At 66.8% G+C, this 25,056-nt stretch carries 14 protein-coding genes and 12 pseudogenes; 9 read left to right on the forward strand and 17 right to left on the reverse strand.

The annotated features are described in order from the left end of the window. Window positions 1–10 precede the first annotated feature (10 nt). Window positions 11–993: pseudogene (locus ACHMW8_RS27480) on the reverse strand (helix-turn-helix transcriptional regulator). A 98-nt stretch (window positions 994–1,091) separates the two neighbouring features. Between ACHMW8_RS27480 and ACHMW8_RS27485 the strand changes: the two are divergent. Both ACHMW8_RS27485 and ACHMW8_RS27490 read left to right on the forward strand, forming a co-directional pair. Further along, a complete protein-coding gene (locus ACHMW8_RS27485) occupies window positions 1,092–1,442 on the forward strand; it encodes a hypothetical protein (protein WP_125159419.1) in 351 nt (116 codons plus the stop codon). 295 nt (window positions 1,443–1,737) lie between these two features. Further along, the gene (locus ACHMW8_RS27490; protein ID WP_395444414.1) at window positions 1,738–4,368 is read left to right on the forward strand and encodes a TonB-dependent receptor plug domain-containing protein; all 2,631 of its coding nucleotides are present in this window, start codon (window positions 1,738–1,740) and stop codon (window positions 4,366–4,368) included. 60 nt (window positions 4,369–4,428) lie between these two features. Here the strand turns inward: ACHMW8_RS27490 and ACHMW8_RS27495 are convergent, their stop codons facing one another. Beyond that, window positions 4,429–4,974 carry a GNAT family N-acetyltransferase gene (locus tag ACHMW8_RS27495; protein ID WP_395444415.1) on the reverse strand — a complete coding sequence of 182 codons (546 nt, stop codon included), beginning with the start codon at window positions 4,972–4,974 and terminating at the stop codon, window positions 4,429–4,431. A gap of 269 nt (window positions 4,975–5,243) precedes the next feature. Here ACHMW8_RS27495 and ACHMW8_RS27500 point away from each other — a divergent pair, with 269 nt between their 5' ends. The 3 genes from ACHMW8_RS27500 (at window position 5,244) to ACHMW8_RS27510 (ending at window position 7,817) form a co-directional block, all read left to right on the forward strand. After that, window positions 5,244–6,842, forward strand: coding sequence for a flavin monoamine oxidase family protein (locus ACHMW8_RS27500; RefSeq protein ID WP_125159422.1), 1,599 nt, complete (start codon window positions 5,244–5,246; stop codon window positions 6,840–6,842). 14 nt (window positions 6,843–6,856) lie between these two features. Beyond that, window positions 6,857–7,252: a cytochrome c gene (locus tag ACHMW8_RS27505; protein ID WP_125159423.1), complete on the forward strand. Its 396-nt coding sequence runs from the start codon at window positions 6,857–6,859 to the stop codon at window positions 7,250–7,252. A gap of 82 nt (window positions 7,253–7,334) precedes the next feature. Further along, the gene (locus ACHMW8_RS27510; RefSeq protein WP_125159424.1) at window positions 7,335–7,817 is read left to right on the forward strand and encodes a RidA family protein; all 483 of its coding nucleotides are present in this window, start codon (window positions 7,335–7,337) and stop codon (window positions 7,815–7,817) included. Window positions 7,818–7,987: 170 nt separating this feature from the next. On the opposite strand, the gene ACHMW8_RS27515 is transcribed toward ACHMW8_RS27510, so the two are convergent. The 4 genes and pseudogenes from ACHMW8_RS27515 to hmgA form a co-directional block, all read right to left on the reverse strand. Beyond that, window positions 7,988–8,182, reverse strand: coding sequence for a hypothetical protein (locus ACHMW8_RS27515; protein ID WP_125159425.1), 195 nt, complete (start codon window positions 8,180–8,182; stop codon window positions 7,988–7,990). A 74-nt stretch (window positions 8,183–8,256) separates the two neighbouring features. Further along, the gene (locus ACHMW8_RS27520; RefSeq protein ID WP_395444416.1) at window positions 8,257–8,631 is read right to left on the reverse strand and encodes a Rieske (2Fe-2S) protein; all 375 of its coding nucleotides are present in this window, start codon (window positions 8,629–8,631) and stop codon (window positions 8,257–8,259) included. After that, window positions 8,628–9,636 (reverse strand): annotated as a pseudogene (locus ACHMW8_RS27525) (fumarylacetoacetate hydrolase family protein). Before ACHMW8_RS27525 ends, ACHMW8_RS27520 begins: the two are co-directional and overlap by 4 nt. Before the next feature lie 26 nt (window positions 9,637–9,662). Continuing rightward, window positions 9,663–10,942 (reverse strand): annotated as a pseudogene (hmgA, locus tag ACHMW8_RS27530) (homogentisate 1,2-dioxygenase). A 49-nt stretch (window positions 10,943–10,991) separates the two neighbouring features. Here hmgA and ACHMW8_RS27535 point away from each other — a divergent pair. Then, window positions 10,992–11,067, forward strand: a pseudogene (locus tag ACHMW8_RS27535) (hypothetical protein); the annotation flags it as partial. 25 nt (window positions 11,068–11,092) lie between these two features. Here the strand turns inward: ACHMW8_RS27535 and hppD are convergent. The 3 genes and pseudogenes from hppD to ACHMW8_RS27550 form a co-directional block, all read right to left on the reverse strand. Beyond that, a pseudogene (hppD, locus tag ACHMW8_RS27540) lies at window positions 11,093–12,152 on the reverse strand (4-hydroxyphenylpyruvate dioxygenase). Then, window positions 12,149–13,288, reverse strand: coding sequence for an aromatic amino acid transaminase (locus ACHMW8_RS27545; protein ID WP_395446073.1), 1,140 nt, complete (start codon window positions 13,286–13,288; stop codon window positions 12,149–12,151). Before ACHMW8_RS27545 ends, hppD begins: the two are co-directional and overlap by 4 nt. 179 nt (window positions 13,289–13,467) lie before the next feature. Continuing rightward, a complete protein-coding gene (locus ACHMW8_RS27550) occupies window positions 13,468–13,935 on the reverse strand; it encodes an Lrp/AsnC family transcriptional regulator (protein ID WP_125159431.1) in 468 nt (155 codons plus the stop codon). Window positions 13,936–14,072: 137 nt separating this feature from the next. Here ACHMW8_RS27550 and ACHMW8_RS27555 point away from each other — a divergent pair, with 137 nt between their 5' ends. Both ACHMW8_RS27555 and ACHMW8_RS27560 read left to right on the forward strand, forming a co-directional pair. Further along, window positions 14,073–14,297 (forward strand): hypothetical protein, encoded by a 225-nt coding sequence (locus ACHMW8_RS27555; protein ID WP_125159432.1) that lies wholly within the window; start codon window positions 14,073–14,075, stop codon window positions 14,295–14,297. Next, on the forward strand, window positions 14,294–15,190 hold the full coding sequence (locus ACHMW8_RS27560; protein WP_125159433.1) for an SPFH domain-containing protein: 897 nt from the start codon (window positions 14,294–14,296) through the stop codon (window positions 15,188–15,190). The genes ACHMW8_RS27555 and ACHMW8_RS27560 overlap by 4 nt, the downstream gene beginning before the upstream one ends. 14 nt (window positions 15,191–15,204) lie before the next feature. Here the strand turns inward: ACHMW8_RS27560 and ACHMW8_RS27565 are convergent. The 6 genes and pseudogenes from ACHMW8_RS27565 to ACHMW8_RS27590 all read right to left on the reverse strand — a co-directional run. Next, window positions 15,205–17,074, reverse strand: a pseudogene (locus ACHMW8_RS27565) (M61 family metallopeptidase). A 172-nt stretch (window positions 17,075–17,246) separates the two neighbouring features. Beyond that, window positions 17,247–18,791 carry a cell division protein FtsZ gene (gene ftsZ, locus ACHMW8_RS27570; protein ID WP_395444417.1) on the reverse strand — a complete coding sequence of 515 codons (1,545 nt, stop codon included), beginning with the start codon at window positions 18,789–18,791 and terminating at the stop codon, window positions 17,247–17,249. 35 nt (window positions 18,792–18,826) lie between these two features. Beyond that, window positions 18,827–18,893: pseudogene (locus ACHMW8_RS27575) on the reverse strand (hypothetical protein). 274 nt (window positions 18,894–19,167) lie between these two features. Beyond that, window positions 19,168–20,494: pseudogene (gene ftsA / locus ACHMW8_RS27580) on the reverse strand (cell division protein FtsA). A 199-nt stretch (window positions 20,495–20,693) separates the two neighbouring features. Beyond that, window positions 20,694–21,233: pseudogene (gene ftsQ, locus ACHMW8_RS27585) on the reverse strand (cell division protein FtsQ); the annotation flags it as partial. A gap of 173 nt (window positions 21,234–21,406) precedes the next feature. Beyond that, window positions 21,407–22,357 (reverse strand): annotated as a pseudogene (locus ACHMW8_RS27590) (D-alanine--D-alanine ligase); the annotation flags it as partial. Window positions 22,358–22,410: 53 nt separating this feature from the next. Between ACHMW8_RS27590 and ACHMW8_RS27595 the strand changes: the two are divergent. Next, window positions 22,411–22,596: pseudogene (locus ACHMW8_RS27595) on the forward strand (hypothetical protein). Here ACHMW8_RS27595 and ACHMW8_RS27600 read toward each other — a convergent pair. Both ACHMW8_RS27600 and murB read right to left on the reverse strand, forming a co-directional pair. Then, the gene (locus tag ACHMW8_RS27600) at window positions 22,562–24,052 is read right to left on the reverse strand and encodes a M20/M25/M40 family metallo-hydrolase (protein ID WP_395444418.1); all 1,491 of its coding nucleotides are present in this window, start codon (window positions 24,050–24,052) and stop codon (window positions 22,562–22,564) included. The pseudogene ACHMW8_RS27595 and the gene ACHMW8_RS27600 overlap by 35 nt on opposite strands. A 58-nt stretch (window positions 24,053–24,110) precedes the next feature. Further along, window positions 24,111–25,050 (reverse strand): annotated as a pseudogene (murB, locus tag ACHMW8_RS27605) (UDP-N-acetylmuramate dehydrogenase). Window positions 25,051–25,056 lie beyond the last annotated feature (6 nt).

Below are 25,056 nucleotides of genomic sequence, written 5' to 3' on the forward strand. Positions count from 1 at the left end.
GGCCCCGTCCCTACCACGCCCCGTGGGCGCGACCAGCCTCCCGAAGCTCCTCGAGCATCTTATCCTTCAACGCCTGAGGCGCGATGATCTCGACGGAGTCCCCCAGGTGAACAGGTGCCAAGCCAGCTCGCGCATGCCGCCGGCGCGGAAGGTGACCGTCACCGAGCCGTCCGTCTCCTGGCTCACCTTCTGGGTGGGGTGGAAACGCCAGCGCAAGGCGTCCTCGGCGCCCTTTGGCTTGATGCGCAGCACCACATCCTGGATCTCGTCGTGATAGATGCCGAAGCTCTCGTCGGCGAAGGCCTGCAGGGAGAAGCCCTCGGGCGGCGGGGCGGGCTTGTCGACCACTTTCAGATCGGTCATGCGGTCCAGGCGCCAGGAACGCGGCTTGCCGTTCTTACCCTCCAGCGCCACGAGATAGTTGCTACGGCCGAAGAGAACGCCCAGCGGCGTCACCTCGCGCGTACGCCCCGGCGTGCTGCCGCCTTCATAGCGGAACGACAGGGCCTGGAGCCCCTTGATCGCCGTACGGATGGTCGCCAGCACCGATGCTTCCTCGAAGGGACGCGGGCCGGCGTGGACGGCGATCATCTCGGCCTGGACCAGCGCCTCGACGTCCGGAGCCACTCGCCGGCGGGCCGAGCCGCGCAGGGCGGAAAGCAGCTTGGCCTCCAGGGCATAGAGCGAGGCCGCGCGGCTGTCGGCGCCCGAGGCGCGCAGCGAGTCCGCCGCCGTGCGCAGGGCCGCCAGCTCCTCGGCGGTCGGGGTCTGGAACAGGCTGTCCAGACCCGAGGGAATGCGAAAGCGCTTGGTCGGCGGATCGTCGATCGCCTCCATCTGCGGAAACGCGGCCCAGACGGCGTCGCGCATCCGCTCGGCGGTGCGGCGCCCGACATCCAGGGCCTGGGCCATCTCGTCCAGGGTCAGGCCTTCGGCCGAGCCCGCCAACATGCGGGCCAAGTCCAGCAGGCGCGTCGCTTTTTCGTGTCTCATGCGTTCCTCAAGCAGACGCGTACCTTACGTCCGTTTCTGTCGCAAGGCCCGCGCATTCTGCGGATGTCGAGACTGGAGAAGCCCCGAAGGAGCCTTGTATGTCGCGCTTTGCTTGCTCCCCCTGGGCGACCGCGCCCGTGAACCAGGCCATGATCTCGGCCGTGCTAGACTTCGCCGACATCCATCGCGACCTGGGCGGCGGCCGCACCCTGCGCCGGATCAGCCATGAGCGCGCGGCGCGGGCCGACATCTTCCTGCTGCTGGGCCGCGACGCCGAGCGGGTCACAGATATCGGCCTGGTGTGGAACGATCGCGAAGATCAGATCGTCCGCGTCACCGACGACGCCGAACTGCGCGATTCCCGGATGTCCGCCTGGGAGGAAGCTTTCGACCTGTTCGAGACCGAAGAGACCGACGAAATGGCCGAGCCGATGCGCCTCGTCGCCTGAACCACACCGCCCCGTCCGCCCCTAAACCGCCTCCACGCGCGAAAAAGCGGCGCCGATCTGCTCAAAATCCGTGATCCGCCGCCGCGCAAAACGGCGCCCGCTGGGCGCCGGCCTTTGTGTTGCCGATTTATTTCAACGCCCCATTGCCGAAATCGGCGACTTCGACCCCCATGAATAGATCGGACAGTACCCGATATATTTTTAGTACCCGCGTCAAAACCAATAAGAACGGGGAGAAAAACACCATGGAGAAGGGAATCATCACGCGTCCATAAAGACAAAGAGGGGGCTATTAATGACTCGGCGTTTCAAACCTGCCTTGTTGGCGGGTATTTCTGCGCTATCGGTTACTTTTGGATACTCGGCATCCGCTTTTGCGGCGGACGCGACACCACCGGCGGCGGTTACGCCCCCCGATCCGACTTCCGAACTCGATGTCGTGGTCGTCACCGCCCGCGGCAAACCCCGGACCGTTCTGGACTCGGCGGTTCCCGTGGACTCGTTCAGCGAGAACGACATCAAAGCCTCCACGTTCACCGACACTAACGACATTCTGAAGACCCTGGTCCCGTCCTACACCCTGGCTCGCGAACCCATTTCCGACGGCGCCACCTTCATCCGCCCCGCCAGCCTGCGCGGCCTGCCGACCGACAAGACCCTGTTCATGGTCAACTCCAAGCGTCGCCACCGTTCGGCGCTGGTCAGCATCGGCGGCACCGGCTCCCAGGCCCCGGACGCCGCGACAATCCCCGCCTCGGCTCTGAAGAACGTGGTGGTGACCCGCGACGGCGCGGGCGCCCAATACGGCTCGGACGCCATCGCGGGGGTCATCGACTTCCAGCTGAAGGACAGCCCCAGCGGCGGCTCGCTCACGGCCGAATACGGCCAATACTATCTGGGCGACGGCGAGGACGTCCTGGTCACGGGCAATATCGGCCTGCCCATCGGCGAAAAGGGCTTCGTCAACGCCACCGTCGAATACACCAGTCAGAACCAGGTCAATCGTGGCCGGCAATATTGCAACGTCGGCATCCCGAACCAATCGGCTGGCTTCTGCGTGACCAGCTACGCCGCGGCCAACCCGTCCTACGCCGCCCTGATCCATGACTACGTGCAGAAGTGGGGCCAACCCGACGCCGAGGCCACGCGCGCGGTCGTCAACGCGGGCTATGACCTGACCGACAAGGTCTCGCTATACGCCTTCGCCAACTATTCGAAGAGCAGCGCCACCGAATACTTCAACTATCGTCCGCCGGTCAGCAACGCGGTCAACGCTACGCCCATCCGCCAGCAGGACGGCTCGCTGTTCCAGTTCAGCTCGATCTTCCCGGGCGGGTTCACGCCGATGTTCGGCGGCGACATCACCGACTACAGCCTGACCGGCGGCATTAAGGGCGAGCTTTCCAGCGGCCTGTCGTACGACTTCAGCGGCCGTTACGGGAACGACGAGCTTCGTTACACCCTGTGGGACACGGTCAACCCGTCGATGGGCGCGGCCTCGCCGCACTCGTTCTATGTCGGCACGCTGATCTCGTCGGAATCGGCCGCCAACGCCGACTTCGCCTATGACTGGGGCGGCATGGGCTTCCATACGCCGGTCACGATCAACTTCGGCGCCGAATACCGCAAGGAAGGCTACGAGATCAAACCGGGCGACGTCCCATCCTACGTCGCGGGCACTTGGGCCGTACCCGATCCGTTCAAGTTCTGTAACGCCACGACCCATACGGCCACGGCCGCGGGCGCGGCTCTGCCGACCACGGCCGGCCTGAACTGCGCCAACTACCTGTCAGACGCGTCGGACGGCTTCGCCGGCATCGATCCGGTGTACAACGCCCTGGCGGTTGGCTCGAACGGCGCACCGGGCTCGCCCCCGTCCTATTCGGGCAAGCTGACCCGCGACTCCTACGCAGGCTATGTCGAAGGTTCGGCCAACATCACCGAAGCCTGGTTCTTCGACCTGGCCCTCCGCGGCGAACACTTCTCCGATTTCGGGTCGACCTGGAACGGCAAGGTGGCCACGCAGTACCAGATCACCCCGAACTTCGGGATCCGCGCCTCGGCCGGTACGGGCTTCCGCGCTCCGACGCCGGGCCAGCTGTTCACGACCAACGTCTCAACCCGCGTCGAGAACGGCGCCATCATTGCCTCGGGCCTGTTCCCGGCCACCAATCCCGTGGCCCAGTTCATGGGCGCCAAGGAGTTGAAGCCCGAAAAATCGGTCAATCTGGCCATCGGCTTCACGGCCTCGATCATGGATGGCCTGTCGCTGACCGTCGACGCCTACAGCATCAAGATCAACGACCAGTTCTACGCCACCACGCCGATCACGGTGACCCCGACCATCCGGGCCGCCCTCGTCGCGGCCAGCGTACCGGGCGCGGACACCATCGGTCAGGTGCAGTTCTACCAGAACGCCTTCGACTCCAAGACCACCGGCGTCGACGTCGTCGCCACCTACCGCAAGAGCTGGGAGAACGGTCAGTCGACCAACTTCACGGTCAGCGGCAACTACAACAAGTTCAAGGTCCAGAAGGTCTTCTCGGCGAACTTCTTCGACGCCGAAGGCGTGTTCGACTTCGAGCACGCCCAACCCCGTTGGCGTTCGGTGGTTTCGGCCACGCACCAGATCGACAAGTTCAAGGCCACCGGCCGCCTGAACATCTGGGGCCCCTACAAAAACATGTTCAGCGTCGCCAATCCGATCGTCCAGAAGTGGGATCCGGAGACCTTCGTCGACTTGGAGCTGTCGTACCAGGCCACCGAAAACTATTCGGTCGCCATCGGCGCCCGGAACCTCTTCGCCAACTACCCCGATCCGGACAAGACCGGCGAGTCGGCCACCAACGGCCGCCTCTATCGCTCGGATTCGATCGTCGATTGGCAGGGCGGCTTCTGGTACGCCAAGGTGTCCGCGACCTTCTAGGATCGGGACATCGCGCCATGCGAAGGGCCGGGTTCATCCCCGGCCCTTTTGCTTTTCCGACTACAGCGCCTTTCCCATTCGGATCAGCGGCACCCGGTAGCCGGTCGAAGTCTCCGCCTCGAACGGCTCGATCTCATGATACCCGCACGCGCGGTACAGCGGCGCGCCGCCCATGGTCGCGGCCATCTCGACACGCGAAAAGCCCGCGGCGCGGGCGGCGGCTTCGCAGGCGTCCAGGATCAGCCGGCCGACGCCTTTGCGCGTATGGTCGGGATGGGTGTACATCGCCCGCACCCGCGCCGCGTCGGTCTTCGGATCCAGAAAGGCCGCGTCGCGCCCCGCCGAGTGGTCGCCGCCGAACAGGGTGGCGCGCCGGCTCCAGCCGCCGCAACCGGCGATCGCCTCGCCATCCTCCACGACGAAATAGGCGCCGTCGGCGATCAGCTGAGTGTCCAGGCCCATGATTTCGAACGAGGCCTTCACCCCCTCCGGCGGCAGGAACGCTCCCAGCAGCTCGCCGATCGCGCGGTCCATGAGGGCTGACAGGACCGGCATGTCCTCGGGACGCGCCAGGCGAAGACGAAGGTTGGGTTGGGACGAATTCATCACGACTCCATCACGGCGCGGCCAGGCCCCGGAAAACAGGGATTCGGCATGACGTCGGACAATGTTTCGCCCCGCCCACCGATCGCCCATCGGCCGCCCCAGGCGCCCAATGGCGAGGCGACTAACATGTCAGTCTCCGTCTCGACTGAAAACGGATTGCGCCAGCGAGGCCGTAATTTCGAGATGGCGGCGTTCCGGCGTGCAGGGTCCGCCGGCCTCGAGCTCGACGTCCCGGGACGCCGGCCGATAACGAACAGGCGGGGATGGTTATGAGTGGATTGGACGCGTCTTCTTCGGGTGGCGTGCTTACACGGCGTCGGTTCTTCGAAAGCCTGGCCGCGGTCGGCGGCATGTCGCTGGTGCTGTCGGGCATGGAGGCGCTGGGCTACGGCATGGCCTCGGCCACCGAGCTCCCCCCCGAGCTGACCGGCGGCGCCAAGAACACCAAGATCGTCATCCTGGGCGCGGGCCTGGCGGGCATGACCGCCGCCTACGAGCTGAGCAAGGCCGGCTATCAGGTGCAGGTGCTGGAGGCGCGCTCGTTCGCGGGCGGTCGCTGCCAGACGGCGCGCAAGGGCTTCAAGCACACAGACCTGATCGGCCATGAGCAGACCTGCGAGTTCGACGAGGGCCACTACATCAACCACGGCCCGTGGCGGATCCCGTATCACCACCGCTCGACCCTGCACTACACCAAGAAATTCGGCGTGCCGCTGGAGAGCTTCGTCAACGATAACGACGCGTCGTACGTCTATTTCGAGAAAGGCGCGGGCGCGCTGGCCGGTAAGCCGGTCCGCAAGGGTGAGATCGCCGCCGACATCCGCGGCTACACCGCCGAACTGGTCGCCAAGGCCGCCAGCCAGGGCCAGTTGGACGCTCCCCTGTCGGGCCTCGACCGCGAGAAGTTCATCGCCTACGTCGTCAACGAAGGCCGCCTGTCCAAGGACCTGGCCTACAAGGGCACGGAAGGCCGCGGCTTTTCAGTCCATCCCGGCGCGGGCGTAAACCCCGGCCCCGGCAAGGAACTGCCGCCCTTCGCCTTCAAGGACGTGCTCGACAGCAACGCCTGGCGGGTGCTGAGCTCGGTCACCGGCTATGAGCAGCAGCGCACCATGCTGCAGCCGATCGGCGGCATGGACCAGATCGCCAAGGCCTTCGAGAAGCAGGTCGGGCCGATGATCCGCTATGGCGCCGTGGTCGAGAAGATCAAGCAGTCGCCCACCGGCGTGACGGTCTCGTACAAGGGGGCCGACGGCAAGAAGACCGAGGTCACTGCCGACTACTGCCTGTGCACCATCCCGCTCAGCGTGCTGAAGCAGATCGACCTGGACGCCTCGGCGCCGTTCAAGGCGGCGATGGAGGGGGTCTCCTACGCGCCGGTCAACAAGATCGGCCTGCAGATGAAGACGCGCTTCTGGGAAGAGAAGCACCACATCTACGGCGGACACGTCTATACCGACACGGCGATCAATTCGATCACCCTGCCCTCTTACGGCTGGCAGGGGCAGAAGGGCGTGCTGCTGGGCTACTACATGTTCGGCGGCGAGGCCGCCCGGATCAGCGCCAAGAACCCGGCTGATCGCGCGGCCTACGCCGTCGCGGCGGGCCAGAAGATCTTCCCGGAATACGCCGAGAACTTCGACAACGCCTTCTCCTTCTGCTGGCACCTGGCCGAGTACAATCTGGGCGGCTGGGCCGAGTGGGGCGAAGACGGCCGCAAGAACAGCTATCCGACGCTGTGCGAGCCTGACGGCCGCCTGTACCTAGCCGGCGAGCACCTCAGCTATCTTGGCGGCTGGCAGGCCGGAGCCATCGAATCCGCCTGGCAGCAGATCGGCAAGATCCACGCCCGCGTGTCGCAAGCCTGAGACCAGAAAAGATGATGATCAGATTTTTCCGTTTCGCCGCCTTGGCGCTGGTCGCGACGATCGCCGCGCCGGCGCTCGCCTCGGCCGCCACGCCGCAATCGCAGTTCATGGACAACTGCTCGGCCTGTCACCAGGCCACCGGCAAGGGCGTCAAGGGCGCCTTTCCGCCCCTGGCCGGCTCGCCGCTCGTCCAGGGCGATCCGAAGATCGTCATAACCACGGTGCTAAATGGCCGCGCGGGCATGCCAGCCTTCAAGGACGACCTGACAGACGCCGACCTGGCGGCCATCCTGACCTATGTCCGCGGTTCGTGGGGCAACAAGGCCTCGGCCATCAAGCCCAGCGACGTCGTGGCCGCCCGCAACGCCGCCAAGGCCGCCGCCAAGGCGCGCGGCCTGCAGGCTCATTAGCCGAAGCGTGACAGCTGAAAGTGGATACCGGTTTCGGCGCCCGTCACGCGTCAATGTTTGAATTCCACAGGGAGAAGACCTCATGAAACGCCTCATCGCCCTCGCCGCCGGCATCGCCGCCCTCGCCGGCGCCGCCCACGCCCAGGAGATCGTCCGCGGCGGCGATCCCAAGTCGGCCATCGCCAGCGTCGTGACGGTGCCGGCCGGCTACGACACCATCTATGTCAGCGGCATGACCCCGCCGGTGATCGATGAAAAGGCCACCGGCGTGGCCAAGTTCGGAGACACCAAGACCCAGACCCTGGGCGTGCTGGGCCGTATCGAGGCCGCCCTGAAGACGCAGGGCGCAACCATGGCCGACGTCGTGATGATGCGGGTCCTGCTGGTCGGCGATCCGGCCAAGGGCGGCAAGATGGACTTCGCCGGCATGATGGAGGGCTACAAGACCTACTTCGGCACCGCGACCCAGCCCAACAAGCCCTCGCGCATCACCAGCCAGATCACCTCGCTGGTCGCCGACGGCATGCTGGTCGAGATCGAGGTCCAGGCGGCCAAGAAGAAGTAGGGCCGGCCCGAGCGCTCCAATTTCATCGTTACGCGAAATTAATTACGTGACAACGTTGTCAAACGCAATTCAAACGTCTATATGGAAATCAGCCCTTTGGGCGTTTCCTCCCGATGACTCGGCCGCCTTCTTCTCCTGGAAGGCGGCCGTTCTTTTGTCTGGAGCTCGGCTCAGGCCGAGATGTTCACCAGCACGCCCGTCAATTCGCCGGTGGCCTGGCTCAGCGCCGCGCCGGCCGCGGCGGTGGCCTTGGCGTTGGTCTGGGCCACCGCCAGCTGGGTCAGGTCGACGATCGCCGCGGCGGCTTCGCTCGAAGCCGCCGGACGCGGCGTATATTGGGCGGCGTTGGCGGCGGAAACCTGCACGGCGCATTCCTCTGGTGATCGATGGCAATCTGGTCGGCAAGCCTTAAGCGGACCTGACCAAACAGGGTTAACCCTCAGGCCGTGACGATCCGCCCCTCGCGCGCTTCGACCGGCCAGGGCGACAGCCTGGCGCCGACGCACGGGCCGCCGACGCAGGCCCCCTCTTCCACAGTGAACACCGCCCCGTGCCAGGAGCAGGCGATCAGGCCGCCGTCCGGCGTCAGGTACTGGTCCAGTTTCTGAGCCAACGGCAGGCCGGCGTGGGGGCAGCAGTCGACATAGCCGAACACCGCCTCGCCCCGGCGCACCACGAAGCCGTGAAAGCGGGCCTCGCCGATCTGCAGCACATAGTTTCGCGCCTTGCCGTCGGCGATCAGGTCCAGCGGACCGAGATTGATCCCGGCCCGCGTTTCCCAGATCCGACCGACTGTCGCGACGTCTTGGCTCAAACCCGCTCGACCGTCTGCTCGATGGCGCCGAAGATCGAGTGACCCTTGGCGTCCTTCATCTCGATACGGATGGTGTCGTCGCCCAGCAGGAATGGCGTCTTCGGCGCGCCCGTCAGAATGGTCTCGACCGTGCGCAGTTCGGCGAGGCACGAATAGCCCAGGCCGCCCTCGCTGATCGGCTTGCCGGGACCGCCGTCCTCGCCACGGTTCGAACACGGTGCCCGAGCCGACGATGGTGCCTGCGCTCAAGGACCGGGTCTTGGCGGCGTGGGCGACCAGGGTCCCGAAGTCGAAGGTCATGTCGACGCCGGCGTCGGCCTTGCCGAAATCCTGGCCGTCCAGCTCGACCAGCAGGGCGCCGTGCAACTTGCCGTCCCTCCAGGCCTCGCCCAGCGCGTCCGGCGACACCGCCACCGGCGAGAAGGCGCTGGCCGGCTTGGACTGCACGAAACCAAAGCCCTTGGCCAGTTCGCCGGGGATCAGGTTGCGCAGGGAGACGTCGTTGCAGAGCATGACCAGGCGGATGGCCGCCAGGGCCTCCTCGCGGGTCGCGCCCAGCGGCACGTCGCCGGTGATCACGGCGATCTCGCCTTCCAGGTCGCAGCCCCAGCTGGCGTCGGCCAGGGGGATGGTGTCGCGCGGGGCCAGGAAGCCATCCGACGCGCCCTGGTACATCAGGGGATCGGTCCAGAAGCTCTCGGGCATCTCGGCGCCGCGCGCCTGACGCACCAGCTGGACGTGGTTCACATAGGCCGAGCCGTCGACCCACTGGAACGCGCGCGGCAGCGGGCTCAGGGCGTCGTGCTCGTGGAAGCGCTCCTTCGGCACCGAACCGTGCTCGAGGCTGTCGGCCAGCCCTTGCAGCATCGGCCCGCAACGCGCCCAGTCGTCCAGCGCGGCCTGCAGCGTCGGCGCGATGGTCCCGGCGTCGGTGAACCAGGCCAGGTCGTTAGAGACCACCACAAGCCTGCCGTCACGGCCGCCCTTGAGAGACGCGAGCTTCATCGACGCTTCCTCTTTCCCAGTTCTAGTTAAGGCAGGCGGGCCTTGGGGAAACCCGTCCAGCAGGCGTCATAGTCACCCTGAAGCGCGGAAGTCTCCAGAGCGAACTTCGTCGGCCGGATCACCCAGCGGCTCTCGAACATGAAGGCCATGGTCCCGTCGATCTTGTGCGGTCCCAGCTCGGCCTCGGTCGCCTTCGTGTGGCTGGCGACGTCGGGACCGTGGTCGCTCATGCAGTTGTGCAGGCTGGCGCCGCCCGGCGAGAAGCCGCCCTCCTTGGCGTCATAAGCGCCGTGGACCAGGCCCATGAACTCGCTCATCACATTGCGATGGAACCAGGGCGGTCGGAACGTGTGCTCGGCCACCATCCAGCGCGGCGGGAAGATCACGAAGTCGCAATTGGCCGTCCCCGGCGTGTCGCTGGGCGAGGTCAGGACCGTGAAGATCGACGGATCGGGGTGGTCGAAGCTGACGGTGTTGATCGTGTTGAAGCGCGACAGGTCGTAGCGGTACGGCGCGAGATTGCCGTGCCAGGCCACCACGTCCAACGGGCTGTGATCCCACGCGGCGGCCCACAGCGCCCCCTGGAACTTCTGGATCACCAGGGTCGCTTCATCGACGTCCTCGAACGCCGCCACGGGCGTCTCGAAGTCGCGGCGGATTGGCCAGGCCGTTGGAGCCGATCGGCCCCAGGTCCGGCAGCTTGAACGCCGCGCCATAGTTCTCGCAGACATAGCCGCGCGAGGGGCCGCCGACCTCGACGCGGAACCGCACGCCGCGCGGGATCACCGCGATCTGGCCGGGGCCCGCCGTCAGCACGCCCAGCTCGGTGACCAGGGTCAAGACCCCCAACTGCGGCACCAGCAGAAGCTCGCCGTCGGCGTCGTAGAACACCCGGTTCTTCATCGACGTGTTGGCGAGATAGAGGTGCACGCCGATGCCGTTCAGCGTGGCGGCCTCGGCATTGCCGGCCAGGGTGACCAGGCCATCGACGAAGTCGGTCGGGGCAGCCGGGATCTCCAGCGGGCTCCAGCGCAGGCGGTTGGGTGTCACCGGCCCGCCGAACGCCGAGACCAGCCTGTCCTGGGCATAGGGTTGATACGGCCCATGCCCGGCGCTTGGCCGGCAGGCGGTAGAGCCAGCTGCGCTTGTTCTCGTGGCGCGGCGCGGTGAAGGCCGTGCCGGACAGCTGCTCGGCATAGAGGCCGAACGGCACGCGCTGCGGTGAGTTCTGGCCCACCGGCAAAGCGCCGGCCACGGCCTCGGTGGCGAAGTGGGCGCCGAAGCCGGTTTGGTAGCGGAGGTCCATGTGCGTTCCGAACCCAATTTTCTTATCATCCCGGACGCCCTGAAAGGGCGATCCGGGACCCAGAGGCAGCGCACTGCGGTCGCCCCTGGGTCCCGGCTCTACGCTACGCTTCGGCCGGGATGACAACGAAGGGTAATTTCAAGCCTAGGCTCAAGCCTCGACCGTGATCACGCCACGGCGGATCTGGTCCAGCTCGATGCTCTCGAACAGGGCCTGGAAGTTGCCATTGCCGAAGCCCTGGTTGCCCTTGCGCTGGATGATCTCGAAGAAGATCGGGCCGAACAGGTTCTCGGTGAGTACTGCAGCAGCAGGCCTTCCTCGCCGACATTGCCGTCCAGCAGGATGCGGTTCTTCCTCAGGCGCTCCAGGTCCTCGCCGTGGCCGGGCACGCGCTTGTCGACCAGCTCGTAATAGGTCTCGATGGTGTCCTGCAGCTTCACGCCCCGGGCGCGCAGCTTCTCGACGGTGTCGTAGATATTGTCCGTGGTCAGGGCCAGGTGCTGGATCCCCTCGCCGTTGTACTGGCGGATGAACTCCTCGATCTGGCTCTTGTCGTCCTGGCTCTCGTTCAGCGGGATGCGGATGGCCTTGTCGGGCGCGATCATCGCCTGGCTGAACAGGCCCGTGGCCTGGCCCTTGATGTCGAAATACTTCTGCTCCTCGAAGCCGAAGACATCGCGATAGAAAGTCGACCAGGTGCGCATCTGACCACGCTTGACGTTGTGGGTCAGGTGGTCGAGCAGATCCAGGCCGACATTATTGGCCGCCTCGGCTTCCGTCGCACCGGCCACCGGGTCCAGCTGGCGAACACCGCGTCCGCGCCAGGAACCAGGTAAAGCATCGAGCCGCCGATGCCTTCCAGCACCCGCGCGCCCTCGCCCAGCACCGTGGCCGAGGCGTCGGCCGCCACGGCGCCGCGCTTCAGGGCCTCGGCATAGGCCTGCTCGACATCGGCGACGCCGAACGCCATGCCATTGGCCGAAGGGCCGTGAGCGGCGCGGAACTCGGCCACCTGGCCGGTCGCCTCGTCATTGACCAGCAGGTTGATGCGGCCCTGCTTGTAGCGGGTCACGGCCTTGGTCGGGTGGGTCGAGGCGGCGACGAAGCCCATCTGTTCGAACAGCGCCTTCATGGCGGCCGGGTCGGGGCTGGTGAACTCGACGAAGGCGAAGCCGTTGAGGCCGAGGGGATTGTCTTGAGTCACGCTCATGCCGGTTCTCCCTGCAGGCAGGCGTTCAGCGCCCGCGCGAATGTGTCGATGGTGTCAACGGTCAGGCCGGCCAGATTGATGCGGCCCGAACCCGCCATGTAGATCGCGTGGTCGTCGCGCAGGCGCGCCACCTGGGCCGGCGACAGCGGCAGCAGGGCGAACAGGCCGTGCTGGCCGGCCAGCGGCGCCAGCAGCGGAACCGCCTTCGCCAGACGTTGACGCAAGTCGGCGACGCGGGTCCGCATGGCGTCCAGTTCCGATTTCCAGAGCTTGGTCAGGGCTTCGGATTCAAGGATGATACGCACCGTGGCGGCGCCGTGATCGGGCGGCATCGACCAGTTGGTGCGCGCCAGGGCCCGGATGTTGCTGGCCGCCAGATCGAGCGTCGCGGCATCGCGAGTCAGGGTGTAGAGCGCGCCGACCCGCTCGCGATAGAGGCCGAAATTCTTGTCGCAGGAATAGGCCAGCAGGCCATCCTCGGCCGCGGCCAGAACGAGGCGCATGCCCGCCGCGTCCTCCTCGAGCCCAAGGCCCAGGCCCTGATAGGCCAGGTCGATCAGCGGCGTGATCCCCTTGCGGGCCACCACCGCGGCGATCGCCGCCCATTGCTCCAGGCTGTAGTCGGCGCCCGACGGGTTGTGACAGCAGGCGTGCAGCAGCACGGCGTCACCGGCCCGGGCGGTCTCCAGCGCCGCCATCATGTCGTCGAAGCCGATGCGCTGAGCGCGCTGGTCGTAGTGGCGGAAGGTGACGGTCTCGATGCCCAGCTGGTCCAGGATCTGGGTGTGGTTGGGCCAGGTCGCCGCCCCGATGAACATGCGGATATCCGGCTTGGCGGCCTTCAGCAGTTCACAGGCCAGACGCACCGCGCCGGTGCCGCCGGGCGTCTGGACGCCGAACATCTCGTGGGAGACCGCGTCCCCGAAGATGATCGGCTTCAGCAGGTCCAGAAAGCCGATGTCGCCCTCCGGACCGAGGTAGGACTTGGTGGCTTGCGTATCCAACAGGATCCGCTCGGCGGCCTTCACCGCCTCCAGCACCGGCGTCGCGCCATGGTCGTCGCGGAACACGCCGACGCCCAAGTCGATCTTCCCCGGGCGCGGATCGCGGCGATAGAGGCCGATCAGCGACAGCAGGGAGTTCCGGGGCCTGAGGCGTCAGGCCCGTGAATACGGAGGAGGTCATGGCGCTTTCCGGATGAACGACGGAAAGCAGCTTATCGCGGAGCCGAAGTCAGAACGTGGCGATGATGACCTTGATAAACATCAATTTGGTCACATCATGCGAACCAATCGCTCAATTGGGCCAGACATCATCAGGCCAGATAGTCCAGCGGCAGGGCCGTGGAATCCTTGACCGTGTCCAGCACGAAGGCCGAGCGCACGTCCTTCACGGCCGGCATCTTCAGCAGGCGTTGCATCATCAGATCGCCATAGGCGTCGAGGTCCGGCGCCACCACCCGCAGCAGATAGTCGTAGCTGCCCGTCATCACATAGCAGCCCACCACCTCAGGCTCGCGCAGCACCGCCTGCTTGAACGCTTCGGCCGCGCCTTCGGTGTGGTCGACCTGCACCTCGACATAGGCCAGCACGCCCAGCTGAGCCTTGCGCCGGTCCAGTAGCGCGACATAGCCGCTGATCAGGCCCGACGCCTCAAGCTGCTTGACCCGGCGCAGGCATGGGCTGGGCGACAAGCCGACCCGCTCAGCCAGGTCGACATTCGAGATTTTGCCGTCCTCCTGCAGAATCTGGAGAATCTTCCGATCGGCGCGGGTGAGCTTCATCGTGACCGTTTCAGGCTACCGGTTGGCATATCGTGACAGTCTAGCGCGCTTTCCGGTCCAAGAGGAGACGAGCCTTGCAAGCGGCGCCGGTTGAGGCTCTACCATGGAGCGAGACGAAGATCGCAGGGAGGGCCGCCGTGATCTACGCCAAGGCCGCCGCCTATCTGGTCGGCTGGATGTTCCTGGCCATCGTGCTGATGCGGGTGGTCGTCGGACCGCTGTGGGGCTCTGGCACGGATCTTGGCCTGATCGCCGCTCCGGCCGCGTTCGCCGTCGGCGTCCTGGCGCTGGGCTGGCTGGCCCGTCTTCTGCTCCGCGACCTCTCCAAGACTATGACGACCTCGCCGAAGGACTCCGAATGACCGACAGCCCGTTCGCCTCACCCTCGCGCAAGCTCAAGTCGCCGTTCCAGAAGCAGGGTCAGATGATCCTGATCGGCGTCGTCGCGGTGCTGATCCTGCTCCTGGGCTCGTGCAGCGTGCTGTCACACAGCACGACGGTCGAGCCGGGCAATGTCGGGGTGAAGATCCGCACCCTGGGCTCGTCGGCCGGCGTCGCGCCCGAGCCCCTGCCCGCCCGCTGGTACTTCCGCGGGATCGGCGAGCGGATCATCCAGTACCCGGTGATCCAGCGCACTTACAGCTACACCCGCGAGAAGGACGAGCGCGGCAACGAGAACGAGGAGATCACCTTCTCGGACAACACCGGCCTGCCGATGACGGCCGACATTTCGGTGACCCTGCAGGTCAATCCGGCCTCGGCCCCAAATCTCTATCAGACCTATCGCCTGTCTTTCGACCAGTTGCTGGACGGCCCCATCCGCAACGACGTCCGCTCGGCCGTCGCCGCCGAGGCCGAGAAGGTCGGGGTCGAGACGCTGTACAGCGGCGGTCGCCAGCAGGTGATCCAGCGCGCCTATGCCCGCGTGGCGACCAAGTGGGCGCGCCATGGCGTGACCGTCTCGCAGCTCGACTGGATCGGATCGATCCGCTACCCGGCGGCCATCATTCAGCAGATGCAGGCCAAGACCCAGCTGGAGCAGGAGGCCCTGGCCGCCAAGGCGCTGGAAGCCAAGGAAACGGCCCTGGCCAACGCCGCCATCGCCAAGGCGCGGGGCGAGGCCGAGTCGATCCGCATCAAAGGCGAGGCCCTGCGCGCCAACCCGCAGGTGCTCCAGCAACTAGCCATCGAGAAGTGGAACGGCGAGCTGCCGAAGGTCACCGGCGGCTCGACGCCCTTCGTGAAGATCGACTAGGCGCGACGGGGCCGCTATTTCGCCGCCGGCGTGTCCTCGCCCAGCCACGCCTTGCGGAAGGCCAGCTGAGCCTCGGAGGGCTTCAGGTCCGCCTTCTCGTAGCGGACGACTTCCAGAGTCGGGTCGGCGGCGACCTTCAGCGGCGCTTCGCGGGCCTGACCGCGCTGGACGAACTTCACCGTGGTGGCGTCATCAGGCTTTAGACGCTCCAGGGCGTCGGTCCAGTCGCCCTCGTTGGCGAATTCGAAGCGGCCGATGCTGACGATACGGTCGCCGACCTCGACGCCAGCGGCGTAGAGCGGACTGTTCGGGACCGGCGCGGCGTTCGAGGATCAGGTCGGTTCCACTGACCTTCACGCGCGACGCGCCCAGCCAGGCCTTCTTCGGCGATTTCGGGCGGAGCTTCAGGCCGGCCCGGTCCAGCAGCGGGCCGAAGTCCGGCAGGGCCGAGCCCTCGATGCTGGCCTTGAAGAAGCCGTCGGCGAAGTCCTGGTCGCCGGTCGTCCTGGCGAGAGCCGCGCGGGCGTCGGCGGGCTTGTAGGCCTTCTCGGTGACGCCGTGCGTCCGCCACATCTGCTTCATGAAGTCGTCCAGGCTCAGCGGTTTCTCGCGCCCACGCAGCTGAAGGTCCAGGGCCAGGCCGATCACGGCGCCGTAAGGATAGTACGAGGTGAAGATGTTCGGGTTGGTCGGATCCAGCGCGGCGGCGGCGTCGACGAAAGGCGCGCGCAGACTCATCTCCTGCGGCGAGCCGTAGAGGCGTCCGGGGCCGTTGACCACGCCGTTCAGCGTGCCCGACAGGCCAGTGAGGAACTCGTCCACCGTCGACTGGCCCGCGCGGCGGATCAGCAGCGGGCCGTAGTATTGGGTGAAGCCCTCGGCCAGCCAAAGCGACGGGGTCGGGTTGGCCCTGGTGAAGTCGAACGGCTCCAGTTCGGCCGGGCGGATGCGTTCGACGTTCCAGGCGTGGAAAAACTCGTGGCTGGCCGTGCCCAGCTGGCTAAAATTGCCCCGGAACAGCGAGCGCGGCTGGCTGATGAAGGTCGAGTTGCGGTGCTCCATGCCGTCGCCGGTGATCTGCGGCATGTAGTCGGCGATGAAGGTGTATTCGCCATGGTCGAACTTCGGCAGCTCGCCGAACACCTTGATGTGCTCGGGCACGATGGCCTTCAGCTTCTCGACGAACTTGTCGGCGTCCTCGTCCGTGCCGGGGTTATGCAGCGCCAGGCGGAAGGTGTAGGCGCGGCCGTGGTCGGTCACCCGCCACTCGCGCACCGTCAGGGCGCTGATCTCCGTCGGGCTGTCCATGAAGTACTGCAGGTTCGGGGCCCAGAACGTATCCGCCTCGCCGGCGACGGCCGGCAACTGGGTGGCGATCTTCCAGCTAGGGTCGGCGCGCTTGAAGCGCACGCGGATCGCCTTGTCGTCATAGCCCTGGGCCCACAGGAAGGTGGCCGGCATGTTCAGGTGCGCGTGGGTCGGATCGACTTGCGAATAGGTGCCGTCGCCGCGATCGGCGTAAAGCGTGTAGGTCACCTTCACCGTGCCGTCGTGGCCAGCCACGGTCCAGCCGTAGGGCTCGCCGCGCTCGAGCTTCAGCGGCTTGCCCGCGCCGTCGACGGCGCTGACCTGGTAGACGTTCTTGGCGAACTCGTGGATCGCGTAGCGGCCCGGCGATGAGCGCGACATGCGCACCTTCAGCGGGCCGTTGGGCACGTTGCGGAAGGTGGCGACGACCTGGGCCTCGTGGTGGCGGGCGTTCTCGAACGAGACCTCGTACTGCACTGGCGCGTCGGCGCCCGGATCCCTGTCCACAGCCGGTGCGGCCGAAGCCGAGGCCGCCAACAACGCCAGGCCAGACAGGCCGTACAGGAACTTCCGCATGCGCTCTCCCCCGTCGCGAACCTCGCGATCGAAGGCGGCACTTTGGCCAAGCGGACCTGGAGTTCGCAAGCAAGCCCGCGACGCAAAACGCCCCGAGATTTCTCTCGGGGCGCTTCGAGTCCGTTTCAGGTCACTTGGGCCGTTTGGAAGGATCCCGCTTGGGGTCTTCCTTTCAATTCGCCAGACGACGCAGGAACGAGGGGATTTCCAGGTCTTCGCCGTCGTCGGCCTGCGGCGCCTCGATCGGCTGCAGCTGCGGGCGGGCGCTCTGGGCGGAGCGGGCCTGCGGCTGGGGCGCCGACGAAGCCTGTTGCTCGTAGCGCTGACGCCCACCGCCGAACATCGAGAAGAAACCGCCACCCTGCTTCTGGGGGCGACGCTCTTCGTAATAGTTGTTCTCCGGGAACAGCGGCTCTTCAGCGGCGCCATCATCGACCATCGGGTCGACGATGCGGGTCACCGTCCGGGACGCAGGGGCGGCCATACGCGGTTCTTCAGCGACACTGGGTTCGTCGTAGTAGAGTTCGGCTTCCTGCTCCTGCGAAGCGGACATGACGATCTCGGGTTCCGGAGCCGGCATGGGCTCGGGCGCAAAGGCCGACGACGGACGCTCGACCGGACGAGCAGCTTCGTAGCGCGCGGTCGGACGAGCCGGTTCTGGCTGCGGCGCCGGGGCGCGCGCGGTGTCGGCGATCAGCGGCTGGGTCGTGGTGTTGCGCGAGACCGGCTTGGGCTCGATCTGGGCGATCGAGGCGCCGTCCATGCCGGTGGCGACCACCGACACGCGGATCACGCCTTCCAGCGACGGGTCGAAGGCCGCGCCAAAGATGATGTTGGCTTCCGGATCGACCTGGTCCGAGATGGCGTTGGCCGCCTCGTCGACTTCCAGCAGGGTCATGTCCATGCCGCCGGTCACGTTGACCAACACGGCCTTGGCGCCCTTCAGGGAGACTTCGTCCAGCAGCGGGTTGGCGATGGCGTTCTGGGCCGCCATCAGCGCGCGGTCTTCGCCGGCGCCCTCGCCGGTGCCCATCATCGCCTTGCCCATCTCGGTCATGACCGTACGGACGTCGGCGAAGTCGAGGTTGATCAGGCCCGGCAGGACCATCAGGTCGGTGATCGAGCGAACGCCCGAGTGCAGCACCTGGTCGGCCATGCCGAAGGCCTCGGCGAAGGTCGTCCGCTCATTGGCGACGCGGAACAGGTTCTGGTTCGGAATGACGATCAGGGTGTCGACGTAGCGCTGCAGCTCCTGGATGCCGCTGTCGGCCAGACGCATGCGGTGACGGCCTTCGAAGTGGAAGGGCTTGGTTACGACGCCGACGGTCAGGATGCCGCGCTCACGGGCGCACTTGGCGATGATCGGCGCCGCGCCGGTGCCGGTGCCGCCGCCCATGCCGGCGGTGATGAACACCATGTGCGCACCATCGAGGTGCTCGCCGATCTCCGGGAAGCTCTCTTCGGCGGCGCTCATGCCGACTTCAGGATGCGCGCCGGCACCCAGGCCCTGGGTGATCTGCACGCCCAGCTGGATGCGACGGTCCGTCTTGGCGAACTGCAGCTGCTGCGCGTCGGTGTTGGCCACCACGAACTCGACACCTTCGAGGCCCGCCTCGATCATGTTGTTCACAGCGTTGCCGCCAGCGCCGCCGACGCCAAACACCACGATACGCGGCTTCAGCTCAGTCGTACGCGGCGCGGAAAGAGAAATAGCCATGGGACCCTCGCGTCCTTAACGCCGAAATCGTCGAACTAGACCTCGGCGACACCCGATCGCCCAGGATTGCCTCGACGATCGTGTTAACAGAACAACCACCATCGTTAATCGGCAGTTAACTGCATAATCTGAGTCGTGATCCGGTCGAGCGCGACCGTGGGATAAATTGTGGTCTATCAACAGAATCTCCAAGCGAACCAAGGGTTCCGCTGGGGATCCACAGACGCGTGCGACCGAACGACGCTGAACGCCAATTCTGGAGACTATAGGCTGACTCGGGCAGCAAAAGGCCCGGTCGAGACAATCGACCGGGCCCAAGGTGTTAAACTGTAGAGTTACTCACGCTTTAAACTTATAGCGCCGTTCAGGGGCGCTTTTAGAGGTTGTCCCTCAGCCAGGCGGCCGCCTTGGCCATCGGGCTGGCGTTGGGATCCAGGGGCCGTTTTCGCGACACGTTGCCGGCCAGGGCCTTGCTCGACACCGCTTCGCGCGGGCCGAAAGCGGTGCGGTGCAGGGTGCCGGCCGCGGCGCAGAAGGCGGGGCCCGAGGCGGCGTCGGCCAGGTGCGGCACCCGGCGCGGACGCCCCAGGCGGACAGGACGATCGAACACGCGCACGGCGACTTCGCGAACGCCGGCCAGTTGGCTGGCGCCGCCCGTCAGGACGATGCCCGCGCCCGGCTCGACCGGCGCGCCCGAGGCCTTCAGGCGCTCGCGCAGCAGTTCCAGGGTCTCTTCGACGCGCGGCTGGATGATGCCTTTGAGCAGCGAGCGCGGGGGCGATCACGGGACCGGCGCCCGGATCGTCGCCGCGCGGCGGGGCCTCGATCATCTCGCGGTCTTCGTTGGCCGAGGCGATGGCCGAACCGTGCAGGGTCTTGATGCGCTCGGCGCCGACCACCGAGGCCTGCAGGCCGCGGGCGATATCCTGGGTCACGTGGCCGCCGCCGACGGCCAGGCTGTCGACGTGGCACAGCGCGCCGTTGTTGAACACGGCCACCGACGTCGAGCCGCCGCCCATGTCGATGCAGACCGCGCCCAGGTCCATCTCGTCCTCTTCCAGGGCCGCCAGGGCCGAGGCGAACGGCGCGGCGACCACGCCTTCGAAGGACAGGTGAGCGCGTTCGACGCAGTGGGCCAGGGTGTGGAAGATGTTCTCGTTGACCGAGACCACCAGCAGCTCCAGCCCCAGCGAGCGGCCGAACATGGCGCGCGGATCGCGGATGCCGCGCTGACCGTCGACCGACCAGGCGATCGGCAGCAGGTGGATCGGCTTGCGGCCCGGAATGCGGACCTGGGCCAGGGCCGCGGCGATGGCGCGCGACAGGTCGCCGTCGCCGATCGGGCGGGCGCCCAGCGAGACCTGGGTGTGGACGCGGTTGGAGGCCAGCTGGCCGCCGGCCGTGCAGACCGACACGCCCTGGACGTTGACGCCGGCCACGGTCTCGGCGCGCTCGACGGCCTGGGCGATGGCCTGGGCGGCCTCGTCCAGATTGACGATCGCGCCGCCGCGCACGCCGCGCGACTGGACGTAGCCTACGCCGGCGGTCGTCAGGGTGCGGTTGTCGCGATGGACGCCGTCGGCCTTCATGATGAAGCACGTGACCTTGGACGCGCCCAGGTCGACGGCCGCGATGGCGGGCTGGCGCACGAGCGTGGCCTTCAGGCCCTCGCGGGCCTGTTTCCGTTCCTCCAATCGCGACATCGCTATCGTCACCTCGGTCATCACTCGTTACGCCCCGCCGGCCACGGGCTGCCCGGGCAGCGTCGCGTCGCGAGGTCTCACAGCCACCATTTCGGGGTCGCGCAGATCGATCCGCGCGAAACCCATGTCGAGGATTTCGCTGTCGTTGGTCGAGCTGATCCAATTGAATCAGCGCGGATTCTTCGTCAATGGCCGGCAGCTGGATCAGCGAACCGTCCTTCAGTCTCAAGTCCCAGCGACGATCGTCGACGCGCACCAGCGCTTCGAGACGATCCCGCAGGCGCGGGCGCGAGGCCACGGCCGGCAGGATCAGGCCGGCGGCCTGGTCGGCGCCCTGCCCCACCACCAGCGGCAGGGCGGGGAAGCGGGCCGGATCGGCCTCGCTGATCACCCGGCCCTCGCCGTCGATCACCTTCATGCGGCCCTGGTTCTGCCAGACGGCGAGCGCCGGCCGTTCTTCCACCGCGATCAGCACGGTGTCGGGCAGCATGCGCACGACCTTGGCGTCCTTGACCCAGCCCACGCCCTGCACGCGCGCGCGGACATCGTTCAGGTCCATGCCCAGCGTCGGCTGGTTCAGATACAGGCCCGAGGCCGCCAGAATATCGCCTTGCGCGGTCGCCGAGGCGCCGCGGATGTGAACCGTCTTCAGCCGGAAGCCGGCCGAAGCGAAGCTGTTGTCGACGCCATGAACCATGGACGCGCCGATGCGCTCGGCCCGATGACCGGTCGCCAACATGATCACAAGGCCGAGGCCCAAGGCCGCGCCCGCCACGCTCAGGGCCACCGTGGGCGACAAACCCACGCCCTTGGCGGCGTGCAACTTCGCGGCCGGCTGCGCCCCCCGGGCGCCGGCTTGCCTTTGCTCGGACTTGCGGGCGCTTCGGCCCGGGGTCGCCTAGGCTTAGGCGGTCCCCCCGCACTACAGCGGGCATAAGCGTCCTCCACGATCCATAGAACTAACTGATCAAACGGGATCCCGACGTGAGCGGCCTGCTCGGGAGCGAGCGAGGTCGGCGTCATGCCGGGCTGCGTGTTGACCTCTAGAAGGACCAGAATGTCGTTAATGTCGTCATAACGGAAGTCGGACCGGGTCACCCCTTGGCAACCAAGAGCGGTATGGGCCAGCTCGGCCATCCGCATCGCGCGATCCCTTACGCCATCAGGGATTGGGGCCGGTAGAACGTGAATTGAACCGCCTTCGGAGTACTTGGCCTCGTAGTCGTAGAAACCTGTGGATGCACGGATATCCGTCACCGCCAGCGCCCTGGGACCTTTTGACTCACCGAGCACCGCGACAGCCAATTCCAACCCCTGGATGTAGGGTTCGACCATGACTTCCTCGCCGAAACTCCACGCAGGAGAGGCAAGTTCTTCCGGCGGACGGTTGGCGCCCTCGAACACCAGGAACACGCCGACCGACGAGCCCTCGGCATTGGGCTTAACGACATAGGGGGGCTGCAACACATGGTCGCGCGCGACATCGTGTCGGTTGTAGAGCCCGCCGCCCGGAACGATCACGCCGGCGGCCGCCAGAACGGCCTTGGTCTTGGCCTTGTCCATGGCCAGCGCGGACGCCAGCACGCCCGAATGGGTGTAGGGCAGCTTCAGGGTTTCCAGCACCCCCTGGACGCAGCCGTCCTCGCCCCATTCGCCGTGCAGGGCGTTGAAGACCATGTCGGGCTTTGTGGCTGTCAGCACCTGGGCGACATCGACGCCCGGATCAATGCGCGAGACCTTGGCCCCCAGCCGTTCCAGCGCATCGGCGCACGCGCGGCCCGACACCAGGCTGACCTCGCGTTCCGACGATGGGCCGCCGAGCAGGACGGCGATATGGCGGCCAAGCAGAGGCTGGTTGGTCATTGGGGCGGACACTCTTAGGAGCTACGACGTTGAGCCACTCCTAGTCAGCGCCGATGACGCTGCCAACTGTCCAATCATCAAACAAAGCGTGTCATCCCGGCCGCAGCGAAGCGGAGAGCCGGGACCCAGGGCAACCGCGAAGCGCCGGCCCCTGGGTCCCGGCTCGGCCTACGGCCGCCCGGGATGACACAGTGTTTGTCGTCGTTAATGCGCCGCCGTCGCCGGCGCCGCCGCCTTGATCGCGCGGAAGTCCACGCCCGTCTCGGCCACCAGATAGATGAGGCTGACCCAGGCGGCGACGTTCTGCGCCAGTTCGTCCGGACGCACCTTGTTCAGGGTGTCGTCGGCGGTGTGGTGATAGTCGAAGTAGCGCGAAGCATCCTGCTCGAGCTCGATCGACGGCACGCCGGCCTGTTCCAGACCCTCGATGTCGGCGCCGCCGTGGCTGGCGGGCGCGCGGTTCACATAGATCTTCAACGGCGCCAAGACGTTAGCGGCCGTGGTGGCGAACGGATGGGTCGCCGCGCCGGCCGGCAGCTTCAGCGCATAGATGCGGTCGGCGCCGCTGTCGCTTTCACCGGCCAGGACAATCTTGGCGACCTCGTCCTTGTGAGCGGCGATATAGGCTTCCGACGAGCCGCCGCTCTCCTCCGAGCCCCACATCACGACACGGATGGTGCGCTTGGGATGCTTCGGCAGGTCGCCGATCAGCTTGGCCGCGGCCGTGGTGATGGCGATGCCCGTGGCGTCGTCCAGGGCGCCCGTGCCGACGTCCCAGCTGTCCAGGTGACCGCCAATGACGATCACCTCGTCCCGGCTTTTCCGCCCCTTGATCTCGCCCGAGATATTCCAGGCCACGTCATTGGCGTCGGTGGTCGAGGCCAGCTTCAGCTTGATGCGCAGCGGCTTGCCCTCTTTGGCCAGGCGCTCCAGCTGCTCGGCTTCCGGCACGCCCATGGCGGCCGAAGGGATCGAGGCGACCCCGTCTCCGAAAGCCGTCACGCCGGTGTGCGGCACGGTCGAGTCCGAGGTCGAGATCGAGCGGATCAACAGGGCCACGGCGCCGCGCTTGGCGGCTTCCACCGGACCCGAGCGGCGCGAGATGCCGGCCACGCCATAGCCCGAGCCATCCTGGGCCTTGACCATCGGCTGGGTGATGACGGCGATCTTGCCCTTCAGCGCGCCTTCGGGGGCAGCGATCATCTCGGCATAGGTGCGGAACAGGGCGACGTCGGCCTCGATGCCCTCGGGCGGGGTCGGGACCGTGCGGCCCAGGCCGACGATCGACAGCTTCATCGGATACGGGCCGACCAGCTCGGCGCTCTCTTCGCCGCGCGTCCATGACGACTTGGCGAACGGCTCGACCTTCACGTCGGTGAAGCCCAGGGCTTTCAGCTTGGCCACGCCCCAGTCCTTGGCGCGCTCCATGGCCGGCGAGCCGACAAGGCGCGGGCCGATGGTGGTGGTCAGGTCCTCGGTGATGTCCCAGGCGGTGCGGTCCAGCAACGCCTTGTCGCGCAGGGCTTCAGCCGTGGCGACGGGGTTGTCGGCGAAGTAGTCCTTGATGCCCTGCTTCTGGGCGGCGGTCAGCGTGGCGTCCGCCTTGGGCTTGGATTTGGCGGTCTGAGCATGGGCGGCGCCCGAGAGCAGGGCGAGCGCTGCGGTGGCGGCCAGTAAGCGACGGTACATGAGCAAGGATTCTCCCCAATGGCGCGGGAGTCATAGCACCGCTCCACGCGAGGGGGAGTCAGCATTACGCTGAACTGTCACACCGCCGACGGGCGCCGCTAGGCCGGGCCCCGATGCGCTTGATCTCCCAGTCCAGCTGCACGTCGGTCTTTGCCTTGACGTCCGCGCGGACGGCCTCGCCCAGGCCTTCCAGGTCGGCGGCGGTCGCCTCGCCGGTGTTGATCAGGAAGTTGCTGTGCAGCGGCGAGAACATCGCGCCGCCGAAGAGTTTCCCGCGCCAGCCGGCCTCGTCGACCAGCTTCCAGGACGAGTGGCCCGGCGGGTTCTTGAAGGTCGAGCCGCCGGTCTTTTCGCGGATCGGCTGGGGTGGTCTCGCGGCGGCTGGTGATCTCGGCCATGCGCGCCTTGATCGCCTCCGGTTCGTCGGCGGTCCCTTCGAACACGGCGTCCAGCACGATCACGGTCTCGCCGTCCTGCAGGGCGCTGTGGCGGTAGGTGTAGTGAAGGCCTTCCACCGTCAGTTCGCGCACGACGCCGGCGCGGTCCATGACCCGGACGGACTTGACGACATTGACGGTCTCGGAACCGTAACAGCCGGCGTTCATGATCACCGCGCCGCCGATCGTGCCGGGGATGCCAGCATAGAACTCCAGCCCCGCGATACCGGTCTCGGCCGCCTTGCGGGCCAGGATGGCGTCCGGCACGGCCGAGCCGGCCTTGATGCGGTTGCCGCCCAGCGGCTCGACGCCGTTGAAGCCCTTGCCCAGCCGGATGATCACGCCCTCGACGCCGCCGTCGCGGACCAGCAGGTTCGAGCCGACGCCTATGGCCAGGACCGGTACGGCCGGGTCCAGCGCCTTCAGGAAATCGGACAGGTCCTGCTCGTCGGCCGGCAGGAACACCACGTCGGCAGGACCGCCGACCCGGAACCAGGTAAATGGCGCCAGAGGCTCGTCGATCAACAGCTTGCCGCGGACGGTCGGGAGATTGGTTTTCCAGCTCATGCGGGG

This window comes from Caulobacter sp. UC70_42, from assembly GCF_044056025.1.
Lineage (GTDB): Bacteria > Pseudomonadota > Alphaproteobacteria > Caulobacterales > Caulobacteraceae > Caulobacter.